Below are 15,469 nucleotides of genomic sequence, written 5' to 3' on the forward strand. Positions count from 1 at the left end.
AAATAGGGGAAAAATAACCGCTTGTAAAGTAGTTACAAGCAAGTTTTACTATCCTTTCAACCTAAATCTCCCCCTGCTATAACGGGTTTTCATTAAAGCTAAAATCTGCTCTTTCTCATTACTTACGCTTTGTTGGCTCTGTTTTGCTACAACTAAAGAATGTTGAATAGAGTGAGCGTGAGTAATCGCAATAGCTAAAGCATCAGCGGCATCTGCTTGTGGTTTAGCTGAGAGTTGTAGCATTCGGGTTACCATATCTTGTACCTGAATTTTATCCGCAGAACCAATACCAGTAACCGTTTGTTTTACTAATCTCGCAGCATATTCAAATACCGGTAAATCGTGATTGACCGCAGCCACAATTGCTGTACCTCGTGCTTGCCCTAGTTTTAACGCAGAATCCGGGTTTTTTGCCATAAAGACTTGTTCAATAGCAAACATATCGGGCTGGAATTGAGTGATAATTTCGCTCACGCCAGCGTAAATGCGTTTAAGACGAGTTGGTAAATCTTCCACTGTTGTGCGAATTGCACCACTTCCAAGATATTCTAAATGCCGCCCGTTTTGGCGGATGACCCCATAACCAGTTACCCGAGAGCCAGGGTCAATTCCTAAAATAATAGCCATTTCTGTTATAAATAAAATAAGCGAGAAGGTATATCTTCTCGCTTATAGTTTAATTAATCAATGCTTATTTATTTAATTTTTTCGTTAATTTTTTATCTACATCGCAAAGTTTCGCTAAGATATCGTCAGAATCTTTACCTTTTTTCGTCAGCATACCGGTAGTTTCTTTGGTTGCATTGGCAAGAGAGAAGTTGCTATCTACGTTCCAAATGTATTCATCAGAAACGAATGAGGTAAAATCTTTGTTTTCAGCATTACGTGTTAAAGTTGGGATTTTTTGCGATTTTCTGCCGTCTTTTAATACTAAGTTTACCGCTTTTGCTTCATCGCCTTGGAAAGCGTAAGTTGCCGTTACTCTTTTACCGCTTAAACAACGATAAACGATTGATTTTGAGCTGTCAGTCGCTTTTTCCACTTTAACAGCTGCCGCTCCGCGAGCTGCATTGCCTGCAATTTCATTTACTTGTTGAGCTGCTTGGTCAGCTACTTTTGCTACAGGATCTACAGTTGGTTGAGGAGCCGGTTGGTTATTTGCATTAGAACAAGCGGCTAATACTAAAGTTGCGGCTAGAGCGGGAACGAATTTGACTAATTTCATAGTTTTCTCCTTAAGTAATTTTCATAGAATTTAGAAGCAATCGCCTCTATTCATTTAGAGAGGTGCTATGTGAAAAAAGTTCATAAAAAAATGAGGATAACTCAAATTATCCCCATTTTTACGCTTTTTAATAGGCTGTTTAATTAAAGCAACGCCGCTACTTCATCACTGATTTCACCATTGTGATACACGTTTTGTACATCATCACAATCTTCAAGGCGATTAATTAAATCAAGTAATTTTGGTGCAGTTTCTGCATCAAGTTCAACGGTGGTTGATGGAATCATTGTTACTTCTGCACTTTCAATTTTAAAGCCTGCTACTTCAATGCCATCACGTACATCACCTAAATCTTCCCAAGAGGTATAGATTTCAAATGAACCGTCTTCTTGTACTTGGATATCATCTGCACCGGCTTCAATCGCAGCTTCGGTTAAAGCATCTTCATCGCCAGACGCAATTAAAATTAAACCTTTTTTGCTGAATAAATAGCCTACAGAACCTTCTGTACCTAAGTTGCCACCACATTTTGTAAAGCTCGGGCGAACTTGTGAGATGGTGCGGTTTGCATTATCACTTAAACATTCTACCATTACGGCTGTGCCACCCGGACCGTAGCCTTCGTAGATTTTGGTTTCCATATTGGTGTCATCGCCACCACCCACACCACGCTCAATCGCACGGTTGATAGTATCACGGGTCATATTGCTGGATAATGCTTTATCGACTGCTGAACGCAAACGAGGGTTTGCACTTACATCGCCGCCACCTAATTTGGCTGCGGTTACTAACTCACGAATTAATTTGGTGAAAATTTTACCGCGTTGAGCATCTTGAGCTGCCTTGCGGTGTTTAATATTTGCCCACTTACTATGACCTGCCATTTTGTTGTCCTTATTTTAATGTTGTTAAATATTGTTTTATCGCCTGTGCGTTGTTCGGGGATTTTGTCATTTCGACGGCTTCCTCAACCGAAACCCAACGATAGGCTAGATGTTCGCTTAAAATTGGCTCTTGTTCGCTTTCAAGCGGCAATAAAAACCAATGTTCGACACAATGTGTGATATTAGGTGCGTATTTATACCGAAAATGCGGAAAAATTTCAAATTCTATCTGCTTTTTACAATCAACAAGCGGTTGTTTTTCGGCATAAATTTGCAAACCGGTTTCCTCGAATACTTCACGGTATGCCGCCTCAAACGGTTGTTCGCCAACGTTAATCGAGCCTGTTACCGACTGCCAAAAATCAGGATCATCTTTGCGTTGTAGCATTAGTACCCGATTTGTGTTTTTAGCATAAATTATCACGAGAACACTATTAGGGTTTTTGTAGTTCATCAATTTATTACCACCAAAATTGCTGCAATGACCACCAAAATCAGTCCGATAAAGTCTTGAATTTTAAGGCGTTCTTTAAAGACAAAATAGGAAATACCTAAGATAAAGAAGATCTCTACCTGCCCGAGGGTTTTCACAAAGGCAACGTGATTTAAACTCATCGCATTAAACCAACTGAAAGAGCCGAGAAATGAAAACAGGCTGGTGAGAATCCCTAATTTTGGGAAACGGAAAAATTTCCGTAGCGTGTCGGGTTGGAAAATGGCGAGATAAGCGACCAATAACACTGCCTCAAAGCTGATCACCGAAAACAGTACCCAAGCGGCTGAAATCAAAAAATGGCTGTTCAGTTGCAGGCTTGCCTCTCGCACCCAAAGTGATGTGAGGGCAAAGCATAAACCGCTGGCGATGCCGAGGAACAGTGTTTTCCACGAAAGTTGGCGTAAGTTGCCACTGCCGGTCATTAAGAAAATCGCCACGCCCCCTAAAACCACACCCAGCCAGCCAAGTGTGCTGATCGTTACGCCAAAAAATAGTACCCCAAGCAACGCCGCCCATACCGCTTCACTTTTGGCTAAGCCCACCCCAATCGCATAATTTTTGAGATGAAAAAGCTGTACCATTAATGAGGTCGCCCAAATTTGAGCCAAGCCTGCACCCACCACATACACAAAAAAGATCGGTGGAAAATTCGGTAAAGTCAGTGATTCATCGTGCCAATACAAAAACGCCAAATAGCCACTTGCTAATGGCACGGCATAGAAAAAACGGGCAAGCGTTACCCCCAGCACCGGCACATCTCGGCTGAGCTGTTTTTGAAAGGCGTTGCGACCAGCTTGAGCCACCGCGGCAAGTAGAGTAAACCAAATCCACATAGTGATCCCTCACAACAAAAGATAATAAATCTTACTCTTTTATTAACAGTTTGCAAGCGGTCTAAAAATCACTAAAATTTGCAAAAAAAATTAAAATGATAGGAATACAATGTTTCCACAGATTTTCATCGGCACCGGCGGCTATGCCGACACCGACTTAATCGGCACGCTCTACCCTTACGGCACCAAGAAAGAGGATTTTTTAGCGGTATATAGCCAACATTACGACACCCTTGAAATTAACAGCACTTTCCACGCCCCGATTGGCTTAAAAGCCTTTGAAGGAATGGTAGAAAAAGCCGCAGACAGGCTACATTTTTCGGTAAAGCTACATCAAGATTTCAGCCATAACCGCACGGCAACTCAAGGGCAAGCAGAGGCTTTTCTAAATGCTCTCACGCCACTGAGTGAGCAAGGCTTGTTAGCAAATTTATTTGTGCAATTCCCCACTCAATTTGAACGCACACCGCTTAACCGCCGTTACCTTGCCGAATTATGCCAATGGTTTGGCGATTATCCGCTTGCCATTGAGTTCCGCCATCCAAGTTGGCATATTCCTGCGGTGTTTGACACCTTTGCCAAAAGTCCGAATTTGATTTGGTGCAATGTGGATTATCCGCAAAATATCGGTTTGCCGGCATTTCACTTTTTCGCTAATCAACGTACCGCCTATTTGCGATTACACGGCAGAAACCCAAATTGGTGGAAAGGGCAAAGTGCCGCCGAACGCCACGATTACCGCTATTCAGACGAAGAGTTGACAGGCTTGGCAGAGTTGCTTGTGCAAAAGAAAGCAGAATTTGACAAACTCTACCTCTATTTTGAAAACACCACCAAAAGCCACGCCTTTTATAATATCCAAACGCTAAAAGGCTTTTTGTCGGAGAAAGGATTTCAGATAAAGTCTGTACCGGAACATTTATTAGGGCAGCAGAGTTTGTTTTAGGCATAAAAAAGAGCAGCAGAGCTGCTCAATTATGCGTAACCCGGCACACCTTGTGCCGGGAGCTAAAAGCTATTTGCAAATTATTCAGCTTTTTCGACCGCTTTCACCGCAATCGCTAACTCATCCAACGCTTTCGGATTCGCAAAGCTTGGAGCTTCGGTCATCAAACACGCTGCAGCGGTGGTTTTCGGGAAGGCGATAACATCACGGATATTATCGGTGCCGGTAATCAGCATTGTTAAACGGTCTAAACCGAATGCTAAGCCCGCGTGTGGTGGTGTGCCGAATTTTAACGCATCTAATAAGAAACCGAATTTTTCTTGTTGTTCGTCTTCATTAATGCCTAAAATGCTGAACACGGTTTGTTGCATATGTTGGCTGAAAATACGCACCGATCCACCGCCTACTTCGTAGCCGTTGATCACCATATCGTAAGCGTTTGCCACCGCATTTTCCGGATCTTTCACTAACTCTTCAGGTGATAAATCTTTCGGTGAAGTGAATGGGTGGTGCATTGCAGAAAGATTGCCTTCATCATCACGCTCGAACATTGGGAAGTCAACGACCCAAAGCGGTTTCCACGCTGTGGTGTCGGTTAAGCCTAAATCATTACCCACTTTCAAACGTAATGCACCGATAGCGTTGGTTGCCACGTTCCAGTTATCTGCACCAAAGAAAATAATATCTCCATTTTGTACATTTAAACGAACATAGAGTGCTTTTAACACCTCTTCATTTAAGAATTTCGCCACAGGGCTTTGAATACCGTCTAAGCCGGCGTTCACATCATTGATTTTCGCCCACGCTAAGCCTTTTGCACCGTAAATGCCAACGAATTGAGTGTATTCGTCAATGTTTTTGCGGGTTAAGGCTGCACCGTTTGGCACACGCAATGCGACCACTCGCCCTTTCGGATCGTTTGCCGGACCGCTGAAAACTTTGAAATCCACCTCTTTTAGAATATCGGCAACATCGACCATTTCAAGCGGGTTACGTAAATCTGGCTTGTCTGAGCCGAAACGTTGCATCGCTTCCTGCCATGTCATCATTGGGAATTTGCCTAAATCCACACCTAAGGTCGCTTTCCATAAGCCGTGAATCATCTCTTCCATTAATGCACGTACTTCTTCCGCTGTCAGGAATGAGGTTTCCACATCGATTTGGGTAAATTCAGGCTGGCGGTCTGCACGCAAATCTTCGTCACGGAAACATTTTACGATTTGATAATAACGGTCAAAGCCCGACATCATTAAAAGCTGTTTGAAAAGCTGTGGCGATTGCGGCAGAGCATAGAATTTGCCTTTATGCACACGGCTTGGTACTAAGTAATCTCTCGCACCTTCAGGGGTAGCTTTGGTTAGCATTGGAGTTTCGATATCTAAGAAACCATGTTCATCCATAAAGCGGCGAACAAAGCTAGTGATTTTGGCACGGGTTTTCAGTTTTTCTGCCATTTCCGGACGGCGTAAATCTAAGTAGCGATATTTTAAACGCTGTTCTTCCGAGTTATTTTGGTTGAAGTCGAGCGGCATAACTTCAGCGTTGTTATACACCACTAAGTTTTTCACTAACACTTCAATTTCGCCGGTTGCCATCTCTTTATTGATTTGCGATTCATCACGCGCAATCACTTCACCTTGAATCTGTACGCAGGCTTCTGAACGCAGGGCAGAGGCTTGTTTGAAAATTGCTTCGTCTTTTTCATCAAAAAACACTTGCACAATACCTTCGCGATCACGAATTTGCATAAAAATAAAACGACCAAGATTACGAACACGATGAACCCAGCCGCTTAAGGTAACAACTTGTCCAACGTGCGAGCGGTTTAGTTGACCGCAGTAGTGAGAACGCATCATATAAATTATCCTTTTGAATTTTGAAAATGATTGCCCGAATATCGGGGAAAGCTTGAAGATTATAGCGGAAATTGGCTTGAAAGGGAGAAATAAAAGCAAACAAGCGGTGATTTTTACTCAATTTTTTGCAAAATGTTAGTTAAAAACGACCGCTTGTTATGGTTAGATGTGATATTAGTATTTTAATACTTCGCTTTCATTTGGTACATAAACGCGTTTTTCAAAATCCGCCCCTTTGATGAATGCTTTCATATCTGATTTACTCGTTGTTGCGTGATTAACGCTATCCATATGTACTGTAATAATTGATGAGTTTGGCATTATTTTTGCCATTTTTGCTACGTCAGCCGTTCCCATAATGATACTATCAGAAGAATTACCTAATTCTGCGTGCCCGGTATTCATCACAATAACCTCAGGTTTATATTGATTTAATGCCATTTCTACCTGCTCATTCCAAATAGTATCGCCCACAATATAAAGGGTTTTCTCATTTTCAGATTTGAATACTACGCCCATTGCATTACCTAATAATTCAGCTAAAGCCGGGTTGGAATACATAGCATCTGTGCCGTGCTGACCCCCTGTTTTAGATAATTTTACTTGTTTAAATTCCGTATTTTTACCGACTACTCGCACATCTTTAAATCCTTGAGCACGAATAATCTTAGCATCATTTGCATCCTGTACAAAAATCGGTAAATTTTTATCAATTAATTTTTGTGCAACTTCGTCCCAGTGATCATCGTGAGTATGCGTTACAATAACCGCATCTATACCTTTTAGAATATTTTCTACAGGTTCAGCCAGATCAATCATAGGATTACGTTGTTCACTATTTTTAGTGCCGGCAAAACCGGCATATTTACCTTTTTCAGCTAAGTAAGGATCAACTAAAAAAGTTGCATTGCCATAAGTTATTTTTGCCGTAGCATTACGAATATGTTGATAACTGATTTCAGCATTTGCTGTACTGATAAGCATTGAGCTTAATGTGAGAGAAGCAAGAGTAGCTTTTAATTTCATAATATTTCCTTTACGTGAGATTTCATTAAAAATGACTGCTTGTTGATGAGGGTTATTATCGGCAAAAATAGCAGTAAGAAATATTGACTTTTAGAGCAGTAATCGAAAGAATTGGGTCAATTTTATTTGTTAGGAAAAAATAATGAATTTGCCTAAAGTTGCTTTTGTACTTTACCCAAATTTCAATCCTATCGTTCTCGTACCTCCGCAAATGATTTTTATGGCGGAGATAGATGGATTGCCACTTTTTGAATGCAAAACGGTTTCAGAAGAACAACTGCAAGCGGTCGGAAATGGTGGGAAAATTACGATTTCTGCCGATGAGGATTTAAATTACTTAGATGAAGCAGATCTCATTGTTATTGCAGGGTGGGCAGATCTTAATACGCCACCTAGTTCACTATTTAGTGAGGCTTTACAACGAAACTATCAGCGTGGTGCAACAATTATAGGTCTATGTTATGGTACTTATGCGTTAGCTTATAGTGGTTTATTAAACGGCAGAACGGCTGCAACACATTGGTTTGCTGAAGCTGATTTCAGTCAGCGTTTTCCACAGATAAAACTAGATTTAAATGCTCTTTATGTTGAACAAGATAGGTTAATTACTTCTGCTGGAGCAATGGCTGGTTTAGATTGTTGCTTAGCTATTGTACGAAAATTTCACGGTGTGAAAGTTAGTAATCGTTTAGCAAGAATGTTGGTTTCTGCTCCTCATAGAGATGGGGGACAGGCACAGTTTATTGAACAGCCGATTGCAACACGAACCAATAACCAAACTATCAATCAATTATTGGATTTTCTAAGAGAAAATTTAAATAATGCACATACTATTGATGAACTTGCTGAACGCTTAGCAATGAGTCGTAGTACCTTTACTCGCCATTTTCGTAAAGCGACAGGTATGGCAGTAGGCGAATGGTTAATAGAAACTCGTTTGCAACGGGGAAGAGAATTATTGGAGAGCAGTGATTTGAGTATAGAGCAAATTGCAGCAGAAATAGGCTTTCAAACGGCTACTTCTTTCCGCCAACATTTTAAAACTAAACATTTTGTTAGCCCAAGTCAATGGAGGCGGAATTTCGGTAGTTTAACCCTCTAACCCAATAAAAATCGCCAATAATAGCGGGGCGGCTAAATTGACGATAAAGCCGAAACTAATGGCAAGTGGCACAATTTGAATACCGCCCGATTTTTGAATGATTGGGAGCATACAGTCAAGAGAGGTTGCTCCACCAATGCCGATTGCGGTTGAGGGGAATTGTCGCATAAAGAGCGGTATTAAAAACAGACATAAAATTTCACGAGAAATATCATTAAAAAAAGCAATACTGCCGTAAATAGGACCCCAAGCATCGTTCACCAGCACACTTGAAAGGGAATACCAACCGAAAGCAGACGCAAAGGTTAAGCCTTTAGCAAGTGAAATATTGAGTAAAAATGAGGCAATTATGCCACCAATTAGCGAGCTTGCAATCATCACTATTGAAGTGTAAATGCCCCGTTTGTTAAAGAATACTTCTCGCAATGGAATACCGCTATTGCGAAGCTGAATACCCACCCCGAAAATCATCACTTCTAAAACATAAGTGCTGGCGTGCAGAGGGAAATTCACAGAGCCTTTAGTGTAATAGCCAATAATGCCGCCTAATAAGGTTACGCCGATTAATTTAAAGGAATCAATGAGTAAATGCAGACGAGAAGGGAGTTCGTCTTGGCTGATTTGCTCTCTTTTCATTGGTTGTAATCTGTCGTAAATCACTAAACCTGCAATGTTTGAGAGAAGCAAAATAGCAACTAAACTAAACGCCATTCCGCCGATTTGTGGCAACTCGGTTAAGATGTTGTCAATTTGCCCGAGCGAAATCCCCATCACCAACAAAATCAGGTAAAGGCAGATGTTCACGACTTTATTGACAATCGCCATATAGTGCTGGTTTTTAACGGTGATTAGATAACCAAGAAAAAGGGGAATTAGCACAATGGCTAAACCGTAGAGCATTTTTTTATCCTTTTTTAATATTGATTTAATCTTGAAATTTTAACAACAAGGGCATAAAATGAAACTGTTTTTATATACAGTTATTTTGTTGCAAGCGGTGTGATTGTTGGGGAATTTTGCAAATGTCGAATCAAAGCAAAAGTCAGCGGAAAATTATCCATATTGATATGGATTGCTTTTATGCTGCGGTGGAAATGCGAGAAGATCCGTCTTTGGTCGACAAGCCGGTGGCGGTAGGTGGCAGTGCAAATCAACGTGGTGTGCTGACAACTTGCAATTACGAAGCCCGAAAATTTGGCTTGCACAGTGCGATGGCAACGGCAACCGCTTTGAAAAAATGCCCAAATTTGATTTTATTGCCGGTGAATATGCCGTTGTATAAAGCGGTTTCCGCCCAAATTCATGAAATATTTCATTGTTATACCGATATTATAGAGGCTCTTTCTCTTGATGAGGCCTATTTAGATGTGAGTGATTGCGAGCTTTATTCAGGTTCTGCCACTTGGATTGCAGAGGCTATCCGTAATGATATTTTCAATGAACTGAAATTAACCGCCTCTGCCGGTGTTGCTCCGCTGAAATTTTTAGCCAAAATTGCCTCCGATCAAAACAAACCGAACGGGCAGTTTGTGATTACTCCTGATGAAGTGCAAAATTTTGTGAAAAATCTACCGCTTGCAAAAATCCCCGGCGTAGGCAAAGTAACTAATGAAAAATTAAATCAGCTTGGTTTTGAAACCTGTGGCGATATTCAGCAAGCAGAAAAAGCGATGATTTATCGTGAATTTGGTAAATTTGGACAAAGATTGTGGGATTTTAGCCACGGCATAGACGAAAGAATAGTAGAGCCTTATCGCCTAAGAAAGTCATTAGCGGTAGAAAATACGTTACTTGATGATATTTGGACGTTTGAGCAAGCCAAATCAGTGATTGCGGAGCTATTTGATAAATTAGCATTTAGGATTCAGCGGAACTGGTCAGATGTGCCGTTAGCTGAATTTAAAAAATTAGGCATAAAATTGAAGTTTGATGACTTTACCCAAACCACGCTTGAGCGAACTACCGAAGGCTTTGCCTACCAGCGATTTGAGGAATTATTAGAGCAAATTTTTGTACGTAGAAATAAGCGAAAAATCCGCTTAATCGGCTTAAATGTGCATTTTCCCGAGAAAAAAGTAAATAAGCAGTTAAATTTATGGGAATAATTGTGAACAAACTCTTGAATTTGCTGACAAAAGCATTATCTTAATTAGGCAACATTGCATCTATTATTTTTGGAGATTTACAACATTATGGCAAAACGTGTCATTTTATTCTTATTAACCAACTTAGCGATTACCTTTGTTTTAGGGATTGTTTTAAATATTATTTTTAATGTAACCGGTATTCAAGGGCAAAGCGTTGGTGGGATTTTAATTCTTTCTTTAGTATTTGGTTTCAGTGGTTCTTTAATTTCTCTGTTTTTATCTAAATCAATGGCGTTACGCTCAGTTGGGGCAGAAGTAATTAAACAACCTCGTAATGAAGCGGAACAATGGTTATTCAACACTGTTCAACGCCAAGCACAGCAAGCAAATATCCCGATGCCGGATATTGCCATTTACCACTCAGCAGATGTAAACGCATTTGCAACAGGGGCAACAAAGAGTAATTCGTTAGTTGCGGTAAGTACAGGTTTACTTAACTCAATGACCCAAGATGAAGCGGAAGCGGTAGTCGCACACGAAGTGGCACACATTGCTAACGGCGATATGGTAACAATGACGCTTTTACAAGGTGTATTAAATACCTTCGTGATTTTCTTAGCTCGTATTATTTCAACTGCTGCGGCAAGTTCTCGTGATGAAAACGGTAACTCAAGCACTAACACGTTAGTGTTTTGGGTGGTAGATATTGTGTTGCAGATGGTATTTGGTGTATTAGCAACAATGATTGCAATGTGGTTCTCCCGTCATCGTGAATTCCGTGCAGATGCAGGTTCGGCACAATTAGTCGGCAAAGAGAAAATGATTGCGGCTTTACAACGTTTACAGCGTATTCACGAGCCACAAGAGTTGCACGGTTCTCTTGCTGCGTTTATGATTAATGGTGCACGTGGTAAAGAATTATTTATGAGCCACCCACCGTTAGAAAAACGTATCGAAGCGTTAAGAGGCTTATAATTAAATACAAGCGGTTGTTTTTTGTAAAAAATTTACTAAAAACAACCGCTTTGTTCTTTATAAAACATACTTCAAAACAGGGTAGAGTGTTGCCAGTAGAAAGAGGTATCGCAATAGCTTGCCAATTACAATAAGTATAATGCTTTGCCAAAGATTGAATCTGAGCCAGCCTGCGATGCCGCAGAAAATATCGCCAACAATGGGTAGCCAACTAAAAAGTAAGACTAAAATGCCATATTTTTTACTTTTTTCTAATGCCCATTGTGTATAGCGACGATCCGTTTTTTTCGAGTGAGGTACTAACAAGCCCATAGCATAAGTAATTAAGCTACCCAAGCTGTTTCCTAAGGTCGCAACAATTATTAAAACAAATAATGATGGGTAAGGTGTTTCATTTGACACAATATGCTGGCTTGCAAGTGTGGTAAAAATGATCTCAGAATTTCCCGGCAATAGGGTCGAGCTGAGTAGTCCGCTAAAAAACATTGTAATGAGTTGGTTTTGTTCAGAGAAGAATAAGCTGAAAAATGAAGTGATATATTCTGTCATAAATTCATTGTTAATTTGTTAATATTTTGTTTGTTCGAATTTGATTAAATGTTGTGCTTTTAAGGGATTTTGTTCTACATCAAAAAAAAGAGTAGAAATACCTCTGATTATGTAAGATTTTATTTAAAGATGAAACGAAGAGGTCTATAATTCCTTCAAAATATATCGGTTTTTCAATTCTCATAATTAAGGTTATCTGATGTTTTCTCCTGCTGAAATGGCAAAAATCGCAGAAGATGGTGCGGTTTATAAAGCAACAAAAAATCAATTTTATTCCTTTCTTTCTGCCATTACTGCAGGCGGTTTTATTGCAATAGCTTTTGTATTTTATACTACAACCCAAGTAGGTGCGAGTGGAATGCCTTGGGGTGTTGCTAAGCTGATTGGCGGTTTGGTTTTCTCGCTTGGCGTTATTATGTGTGTGGTATTTGGAGCAGAATTGTTTACCTCTTCAACCCTTACGATTGTGGCGAGAGCAAGTAAAAGAATTAACTGGCTACAAATGTTTAAAAACTGGGTAGTGGTTTATTTTGGTAACTTTGTTGGTGCAATTTCAATTGTATTGCTTGTGTGGTTTAGCGGTCAGATTATGGCGGCTAAAGGGCAATGGGGCTTGGTTATTTTAAATACGGCACAGCATAAAATTCATCACGCTTGGTTTGAAGCATTCTGTTTAGGTATTTTCTGTAACATTATGGTATGTATCGCAGTATGGATGTCTTATGCAGGTAAAAGCCTAACCGATAAAGCCTTTATTATGATGTTGCCAATTGCAATGTTCGTTGCCTCCGGTTTTGAACACTGTGTGGCAAATATGTTTATGATTCCAATGGGAATTGCAATTTCTCATTTTGCCGCTCCGGAGTTTTGGACGGCAATTAATGTTGATCCTGCACAATTTGCGGATTTAGATTTATCTCATTTTGTATTTAAGAACCTTATTCCTGCTACATTAGGCAATATTGTGGGTGGCGTTTTCTTCATTGGCTTAATGCAGTGGTTCTTATACATTAGAAAGCACTAAGATTTTAGATTCAAGCGGTCAAATTTTTGCAAAATTTTACCAAAAATTAACCGCTTCCCGTTTTAACTTACTAACATAGAGGACTTAAAATGACTCAATTAACAGACGCTCAACAAAAAGCGTGGGAAGGTTTTGCCGCCGGCGATTGGCAAACTGAAGTAAATGTGCGTGATTTTATCCAAAAAAACTACACACCGTATGAAGGCGATGAATCTTTCCTAGCTGAAGTAACACCTGCAACAAGTAAATTGTGGGCAGATGTAATGGAAATGATTAAAGTCGAAAACAAAACGCACGAACCGTACGATATTGATTGCGATACTCCATCAACCATTACTTCACACGCACCGGGTTATATTGATAAATCATTAGAAAAAATCGTGGGTCTTCAAACTGATGCTCCGTTAAAACGTGCGATTATGCCGTTTGGTGGAATCAATATGGTAAAAGGTTCTTGTCAGGTATATCGTCGTGAACTTAAACCTGAAGTTGAAAAAATCTTTACTGAATACCGTAAAACCCACAACCAAGGCGTATTTGATGTTTATACACCGGATATTTTACGTTGCCGTAAATCAGGCGTAATTACCGGCTTACCGGATGCTTATGGTCGTGGTCGTATCATTGGGGACTACCGCCGTATGGCACTTTACGGTGCAGATTTCTTAATGAAAGATAAACAACGTCAGTTTGCTTCATTACAAGCTCGTTTGGAATCTGGTGAAGATATTCAAGCAACTATTCAATTGCGTGAAGAAATTGCTGAGCAACACCGTGCATTAGGCAAAATGAAAGAGATGGCGGCAAGCTATGGTTACGATATTTCTAAACCGGCAACCAATGCACAAGAAGCGGTACAATGGACTTATTTTGCTTACCTTGCAGCGGTTAAATCGCAAAACGGTGCGGCAATGTCGTTCGGTCGTGTATCTTCATTCTTAGATATTTATATTGAGCGTGATTTAAAAGCAGGCAAAATCACCGAACAAGAAGCTCAAGAGTTAATTGACCACTTAGTAATGAAATTGCGTATGGTGCGTTTCTTGCGTACACCTGAATACGATCAATTATTCTCAGGCGACCCAATGTGGGCAACTGAGACCTTAGCAGGTATGGGGTTAGATGGTCGTACTTTAGTAACGAAAAACAGCTTCCGTATTTTACACACTCTTTACACAATGGGTCCTTCTCCGGAGCCAAACTTAACCATTCTTTGGTCTGAACAGTTACCGGAAGCGTTTAAACGTTACTGTGCAAAAGTATCTATTGATACCTCATCAGTACAATATGAAAACGATGACTTAATGCGTCCGGATTTCCAAAATGATGACTATGCGATTGCGTGCTGTGTAAGCCCAATGATTGTAGGTAAAATGATGCAATTCTTCGGTGCTCGTGCAAACTTAGCGAAAACCTTATTATACGCAATCAATGGTGGTATTGATGAGAAATCAGGCGACCAAGTTGGTCCAAAATCTGAAGCAATCACAAGCGAATACTTAGATTACGATGACGTAATGGCTCGTTTAGACAGCTTTATGGACTGGTTAGCAACACAATACGTTACTGCCTTAAACATCATTCACTTTATGCACGATAAATATGCATACGAAGCGGCATTAATGGCACTTCACGATCGTGATGTATTCCGTACAATGGCGTGTGGTATCGCAGGTTTATCTGTGGCGGCTGACTCACTTTCAGCGATTAAATATGCGAAAGTAAAACCAATCCGTACAGATATTGAAATCAAAAATAAAGCAGGCGAAGTAGTTGGTGTAGCGAAAAATGTAGCAACTGACTTTGAGATTGAAGGCGAATATCCACAATTTGGTAACAATGACAACCGTGTAGATGACATTGCTGTTGATTTAGTTGAACGTTTTATGAAGAAAATTCAAAAACTTAAAACATACCGCAACGCAACCCCAACTCAGTCTGTTCTTACTATCACATCTAATGTGGTTTACGGTAAGAAAACAGGTAATACGCCAGATGGTCGCCGTTCAGGTGCTCCATTCGGACCGGGTGCAAACCCAATGCACGGACGTGACCAAAAAGGTGCGGTTGCTTCATTAACTTCTGTGGCTAAATTACCATTTGCTTATGCGAAAGACGGTATCTCTTATACCTTCTCAATCGTACCAAATGCGTTAGGTAAAGATTACGAAGCACAAAAACGTAACCTTGCGGGCTTAATGGACGGCTACTTCCACCACGAAGCAACGGTAGAAGGTGGTCAGCACTTAAATGTGAACGTATTAAATCGCGATACGTTATTGGATGCGGTAGAACACCCAGAGAAATACCCACAATTAACCATTCGTGTATCAGGTTACGCGGTACGTTTCAACTCTTTAACCAAAGAGCAACAAATGGACGTAATTACTCGTACCTTTACTGAAAGTATGTAATAGCAATTTGCAAAACTTTTAGAAAAATCAACCGCTTGTGGCATTTATGCCA

Annotated in this window: 15 protein-coding genes; 6 read left to right on the forward strand and 9 right to left on the reverse strand. The window is 40.3% G+C overall.

The features are described from left to right. Positions 1 to 48: 48 nt before the first annotated feature. The 5 genes from ruvC to X781_RS02800 form a co-directional block, all read right to left on the reverse strand. Entirely contained in the window at positions 49 to 627 is a 579-nt protein-coding gene (ruvC, locus tag X781_RS02780) for a crossover junction endodeoxyribonuclease RuvC (protein ID WP_025235454.1), read from the reverse strand. A 64-nt stretch (positions 628 to 691) separates the two neighbouring features. Beyond that, positions 692 to 1,225 carry a hypothetical protein gene (locus tag X781_RS02785; RefSeq protein WP_025235455.1) on the reverse strand — a complete coding sequence of 178 codons (534 nt, stop codon included), beginning with the start codon at positions 1,223 to 1,225 and terminating at the stop codon, positions 692 to 694. A gap of 143 nt (positions 1,226 to 1,368) precedes the next feature. Further along, positions 1,369 to 2,109, reverse strand: a complete 741-nt coding sequence (locus X781_RS02790; RefSeq protein ID WP_025235456.1) for a YebC/PmpR family DNA-binding transcriptional regulator — start codon at positions 2,107 to 2,109, stop codon at positions 1,369 to 1,371. 10 nt (positions 2,110 to 2,119) lie between these two features. Further along, the gene (gene nudB, locus X781_RS02795; protein WP_025235457.1) at positions 2,120 to 2,563 is read right to left on the reverse strand and encodes a dihydroneopterin triphosphate diphosphatase; all 444 of its coding nucleotides are present in this window, start codon (positions 2,561 to 2,563) and stop codon (positions 2,120 to 2,122) included. Beyond that, positions 2,563 to 3,438: a DMT family transporter gene (locus X781_RS02800; RefSeq protein ID WP_025235458.1), complete on the reverse strand. Its 876-nt coding sequence runs from the start codon at positions 3,436 to 3,438 to the stop codon at positions 2,563 to 2,565. The genes nudB and X781_RS02800 overlap by 1 nt, the downstream gene beginning before the upstream one ends. Positions 3,439 to 3,547: 109 nt before the next feature. On the opposite strand from X781_RS02800, the gene X781_RS02805 reads away from it, so the two are divergent. Next, on the forward strand, positions 3,548 to 4,384 hold the full coding sequence (locus X781_RS02805; RefSeq protein WP_025235459.1) for a DUF72 domain-containing protein: 837 nt from the start codon (positions 3,548 to 3,550) through the stop codon (positions 4,382 to 4,384). Positions 4,385 to 4,464: 80 nt separating this feature from the next. Here the strand turns inward: X781_RS02805 and aspS are convergent, their stop codons facing one another. Both aspS and X781_RS02815 read right to left on the reverse strand, forming a co-directional pair. Then, the gene (gene aspS / locus X781_RS02810) at positions 4,465 to 6,240 is read right to left on the reverse strand and encodes an aspartate--tRNA ligase (protein WP_025235460.1); all 1,776 of its coding nucleotides are present in this window, start codon (positions 6,238 to 6,240) and stop codon (positions 4,465 to 4,467) included. Between the two features lie 174 nt (positions 6,241 to 6,414). Beyond that, positions 6,415 to 7,266 (reverse strand): MBL fold metallo-hydrolase, encoded by an 852-nt coding sequence (locus tag X781_RS02815; protein WP_025235461.1) that lies wholly within the window; start codon positions 7,264 to 7,266, stop codon positions 6,415 to 6,417. Between the two features lie 142 nt (positions 7,267 to 7,408). On the opposite strand from X781_RS02815, the gene X781_RS02820 reads away from it, so the two are divergent. Beyond that, positions 7,409 to 8,368, forward strand: coding sequence for a GlxA family transcriptional regulator (locus X781_RS02820; protein WP_025235462.1), 960 nt, complete (start codon positions 7,409 to 7,411; stop codon positions 8,366 to 8,368). On the opposite strand, the gene X781_RS02825 is transcribed toward X781_RS02820, so the two are convergent. Continuing rightward, on the reverse strand, positions 8,357 to 9,268 hold the full coding sequence (locus tag X781_RS02825) for a lysine exporter LysO family protein (RefSeq protein ID WP_025235463.1): 912 nt from the start codon (positions 9,266 to 9,268) through the stop codon (positions 8,357 to 8,359). The two genes, X781_RS02820 and X781_RS02825, sit on opposite strands and share 12 nt — an antisense overlap. A gap of 122 nt (positions 9,269 to 9,390) precedes the next feature. Here X781_RS02825 and dinB point away from each other — a divergent pair, with 122 nt between their 5' ends. After that, positions 9,391 to 10,473, forward strand: coding sequence for a DNA polymerase IV (gene dinB, locus X781_RS02830; RefSeq protein ID WP_025235464.1), 1,083 nt, complete (start codon positions 9,391 to 9,393; stop codon positions 10,471 to 10,473). Positions 10,474 to 10,560: 87 nt separating this feature from the next. Next, entirely contained in the window at positions 10,561 to 11,430 is an 870-nt protein-coding gene (htpX, locus tag X781_RS02835; protein ID WP_025235465.1) for a protease HtpX, read from the forward strand. A 57-nt stretch (positions 11,431 to 11,487) separates the two neighbouring features. Here the strand turns inward: htpX and X781_RS02840 are convergent, their stop codons facing one another. After that, positions 11,488 to 11,979: a YqaA family protein gene (locus tag X781_RS02840; RefSeq protein ID WP_025235466.1), complete on the reverse strand. Its 492-nt coding sequence runs from the start codon at positions 11,977 to 11,979 to the stop codon at positions 11,488 to 11,490. Between the two features lie 199 nt (positions 11,980 to 12,178). Here X781_RS02840 and focA point away from each other — a divergent pair, with 199 nt between their 5' ends. Continuing rightward, positions 12,179 to 13,003 (forward strand): formate transporter FocA, encoded by an 825-nt coding sequence (focA, locus tag X781_RS02845; protein ID WP_025235467.1) that lies wholly within the window; start codon positions 12,179 to 12,181, stop codon positions 13,001 to 13,003. An 89-nt stretch (positions 13,004 to 13,092) separates the two neighbouring features. Further along, on the forward strand, positions 13,093 to 15,417 hold the full coding sequence (gene pflB / locus X781_RS02850; protein ID WP_025235468.1) for a formate C-acetyltransferase: 2,325 nt from the start codon (positions 13,093 to 13,095) through the stop codon (positions 15,415 to 15,417). The last annotated feature ends 52 nt before the right edge of the window (positions 15,418 to 15,469 follow it).

Source organism: Mannheimia sp. USDA-ARS-USMARC-1261, from assembly GCF_000521605.1.
In the GTDB taxonomy this organism is placed as follows: domain Bacteria; phylum Pseudomonadota; class Gammaproteobacteria; order Enterobacterales; family Pasteurellaceae; genus Mannheimia; species Mannheimia indoligenes.

Coding starts and splice junctions, on each gene's coding strand:
- ruvC (WP_025235454.1), bottom strand. CDS start 627: ATGGCTATTATTTTAGGAATTGACCCTGGCTCTCGGGTAACTGGTTAT.
- X781_RS02785 (WP_025235455.1), bottom strand. CDS start 1,225: ATGAAATTAGTCAAATTCGTTCCCGCTCTAGCCGCAACTTTAGTATTA.
- X781_RS02790 (WP_025235456.1), bottom strand. CDS start 2,109: ATGGCAGGTCATAGTAAGTGGGCAAATATTAAACACCGCAAGGCAGCT.
- nudB (WP_025235457.1), bottom strand. CDS start 2,563: ATGAACTACAAAAACCCTAATAGTGTTCTCGTGATAATTTATGCTAAA.
- X781_RS02800 (WP_025235458.1), bottom strand. CDS start 3,438: ATGTGGATTTGGTTTACTCTACTTGCCGCGGTGGCTCAAGCTGGTCGC.
- X781_RS02805 (WP_025235459.1), top strand. CDS start 3,548: ATGTTTCCACAGATTTTCATCGGCACCGGCGGCTATGCCGACACCGAC.
- aspS (WP_025235460.1), bottom strand. CDS start 6,240: ATGATGCGTTCTCACTACTGCGGTCAACTAAACCGCTCGCACGTTGGA.
- X781_RS02815 (WP_025235461.1), bottom strand. CDS start 7,266: ATGAAATTAAAAGCTACTCTTGCTTCTCTCACATTAAGCTCAATGCTT.
- X781_RS02820 (WP_025235462.1), top strand. CDS start 7,409: ATGAATTTGCCTAAAGTTGCTTTTGTACTTTACCCAAATTTCAATCCT.
- X781_RS02825 (WP_025235463.1), bottom strand. CDS start 9,268: ATGCTCTACGGTTTAGCCATTGTGCTAATTCCCCTTTTTCTTGGTTAT.
- dinB (WP_025235464.1), top strand. CDS start 9,391: ATGTCGAATCAAAGCAAAAGTCAGCGGAAAATTATCCATATTGATATG.
- htpX (WP_025235465.1), top strand. CDS start 10,561: ATGGCAAAACGTGTCATTTTATTCTTATTAACCAACTTAGCGATTACC.
- X781_RS02840 (WP_025235466.1), bottom strand. CDS start 11,979: ATGACAGAATATATCACTTCATTTTTCAGCTTATTCTTCTCTGAACAA.
- focA (WP_025235467.1), top strand. CDS start 12,179: ATGTTTTCTCCTGCTGAAATGGCAAAAATCGCAGAAGATGGTGCGGTT.
- pflB (WP_025235468.1), top strand. CDS start 13,093: ATGACTCAATTAACAGACGCTCAACAAAAAGCGTGGGAAGGTTTTGCC.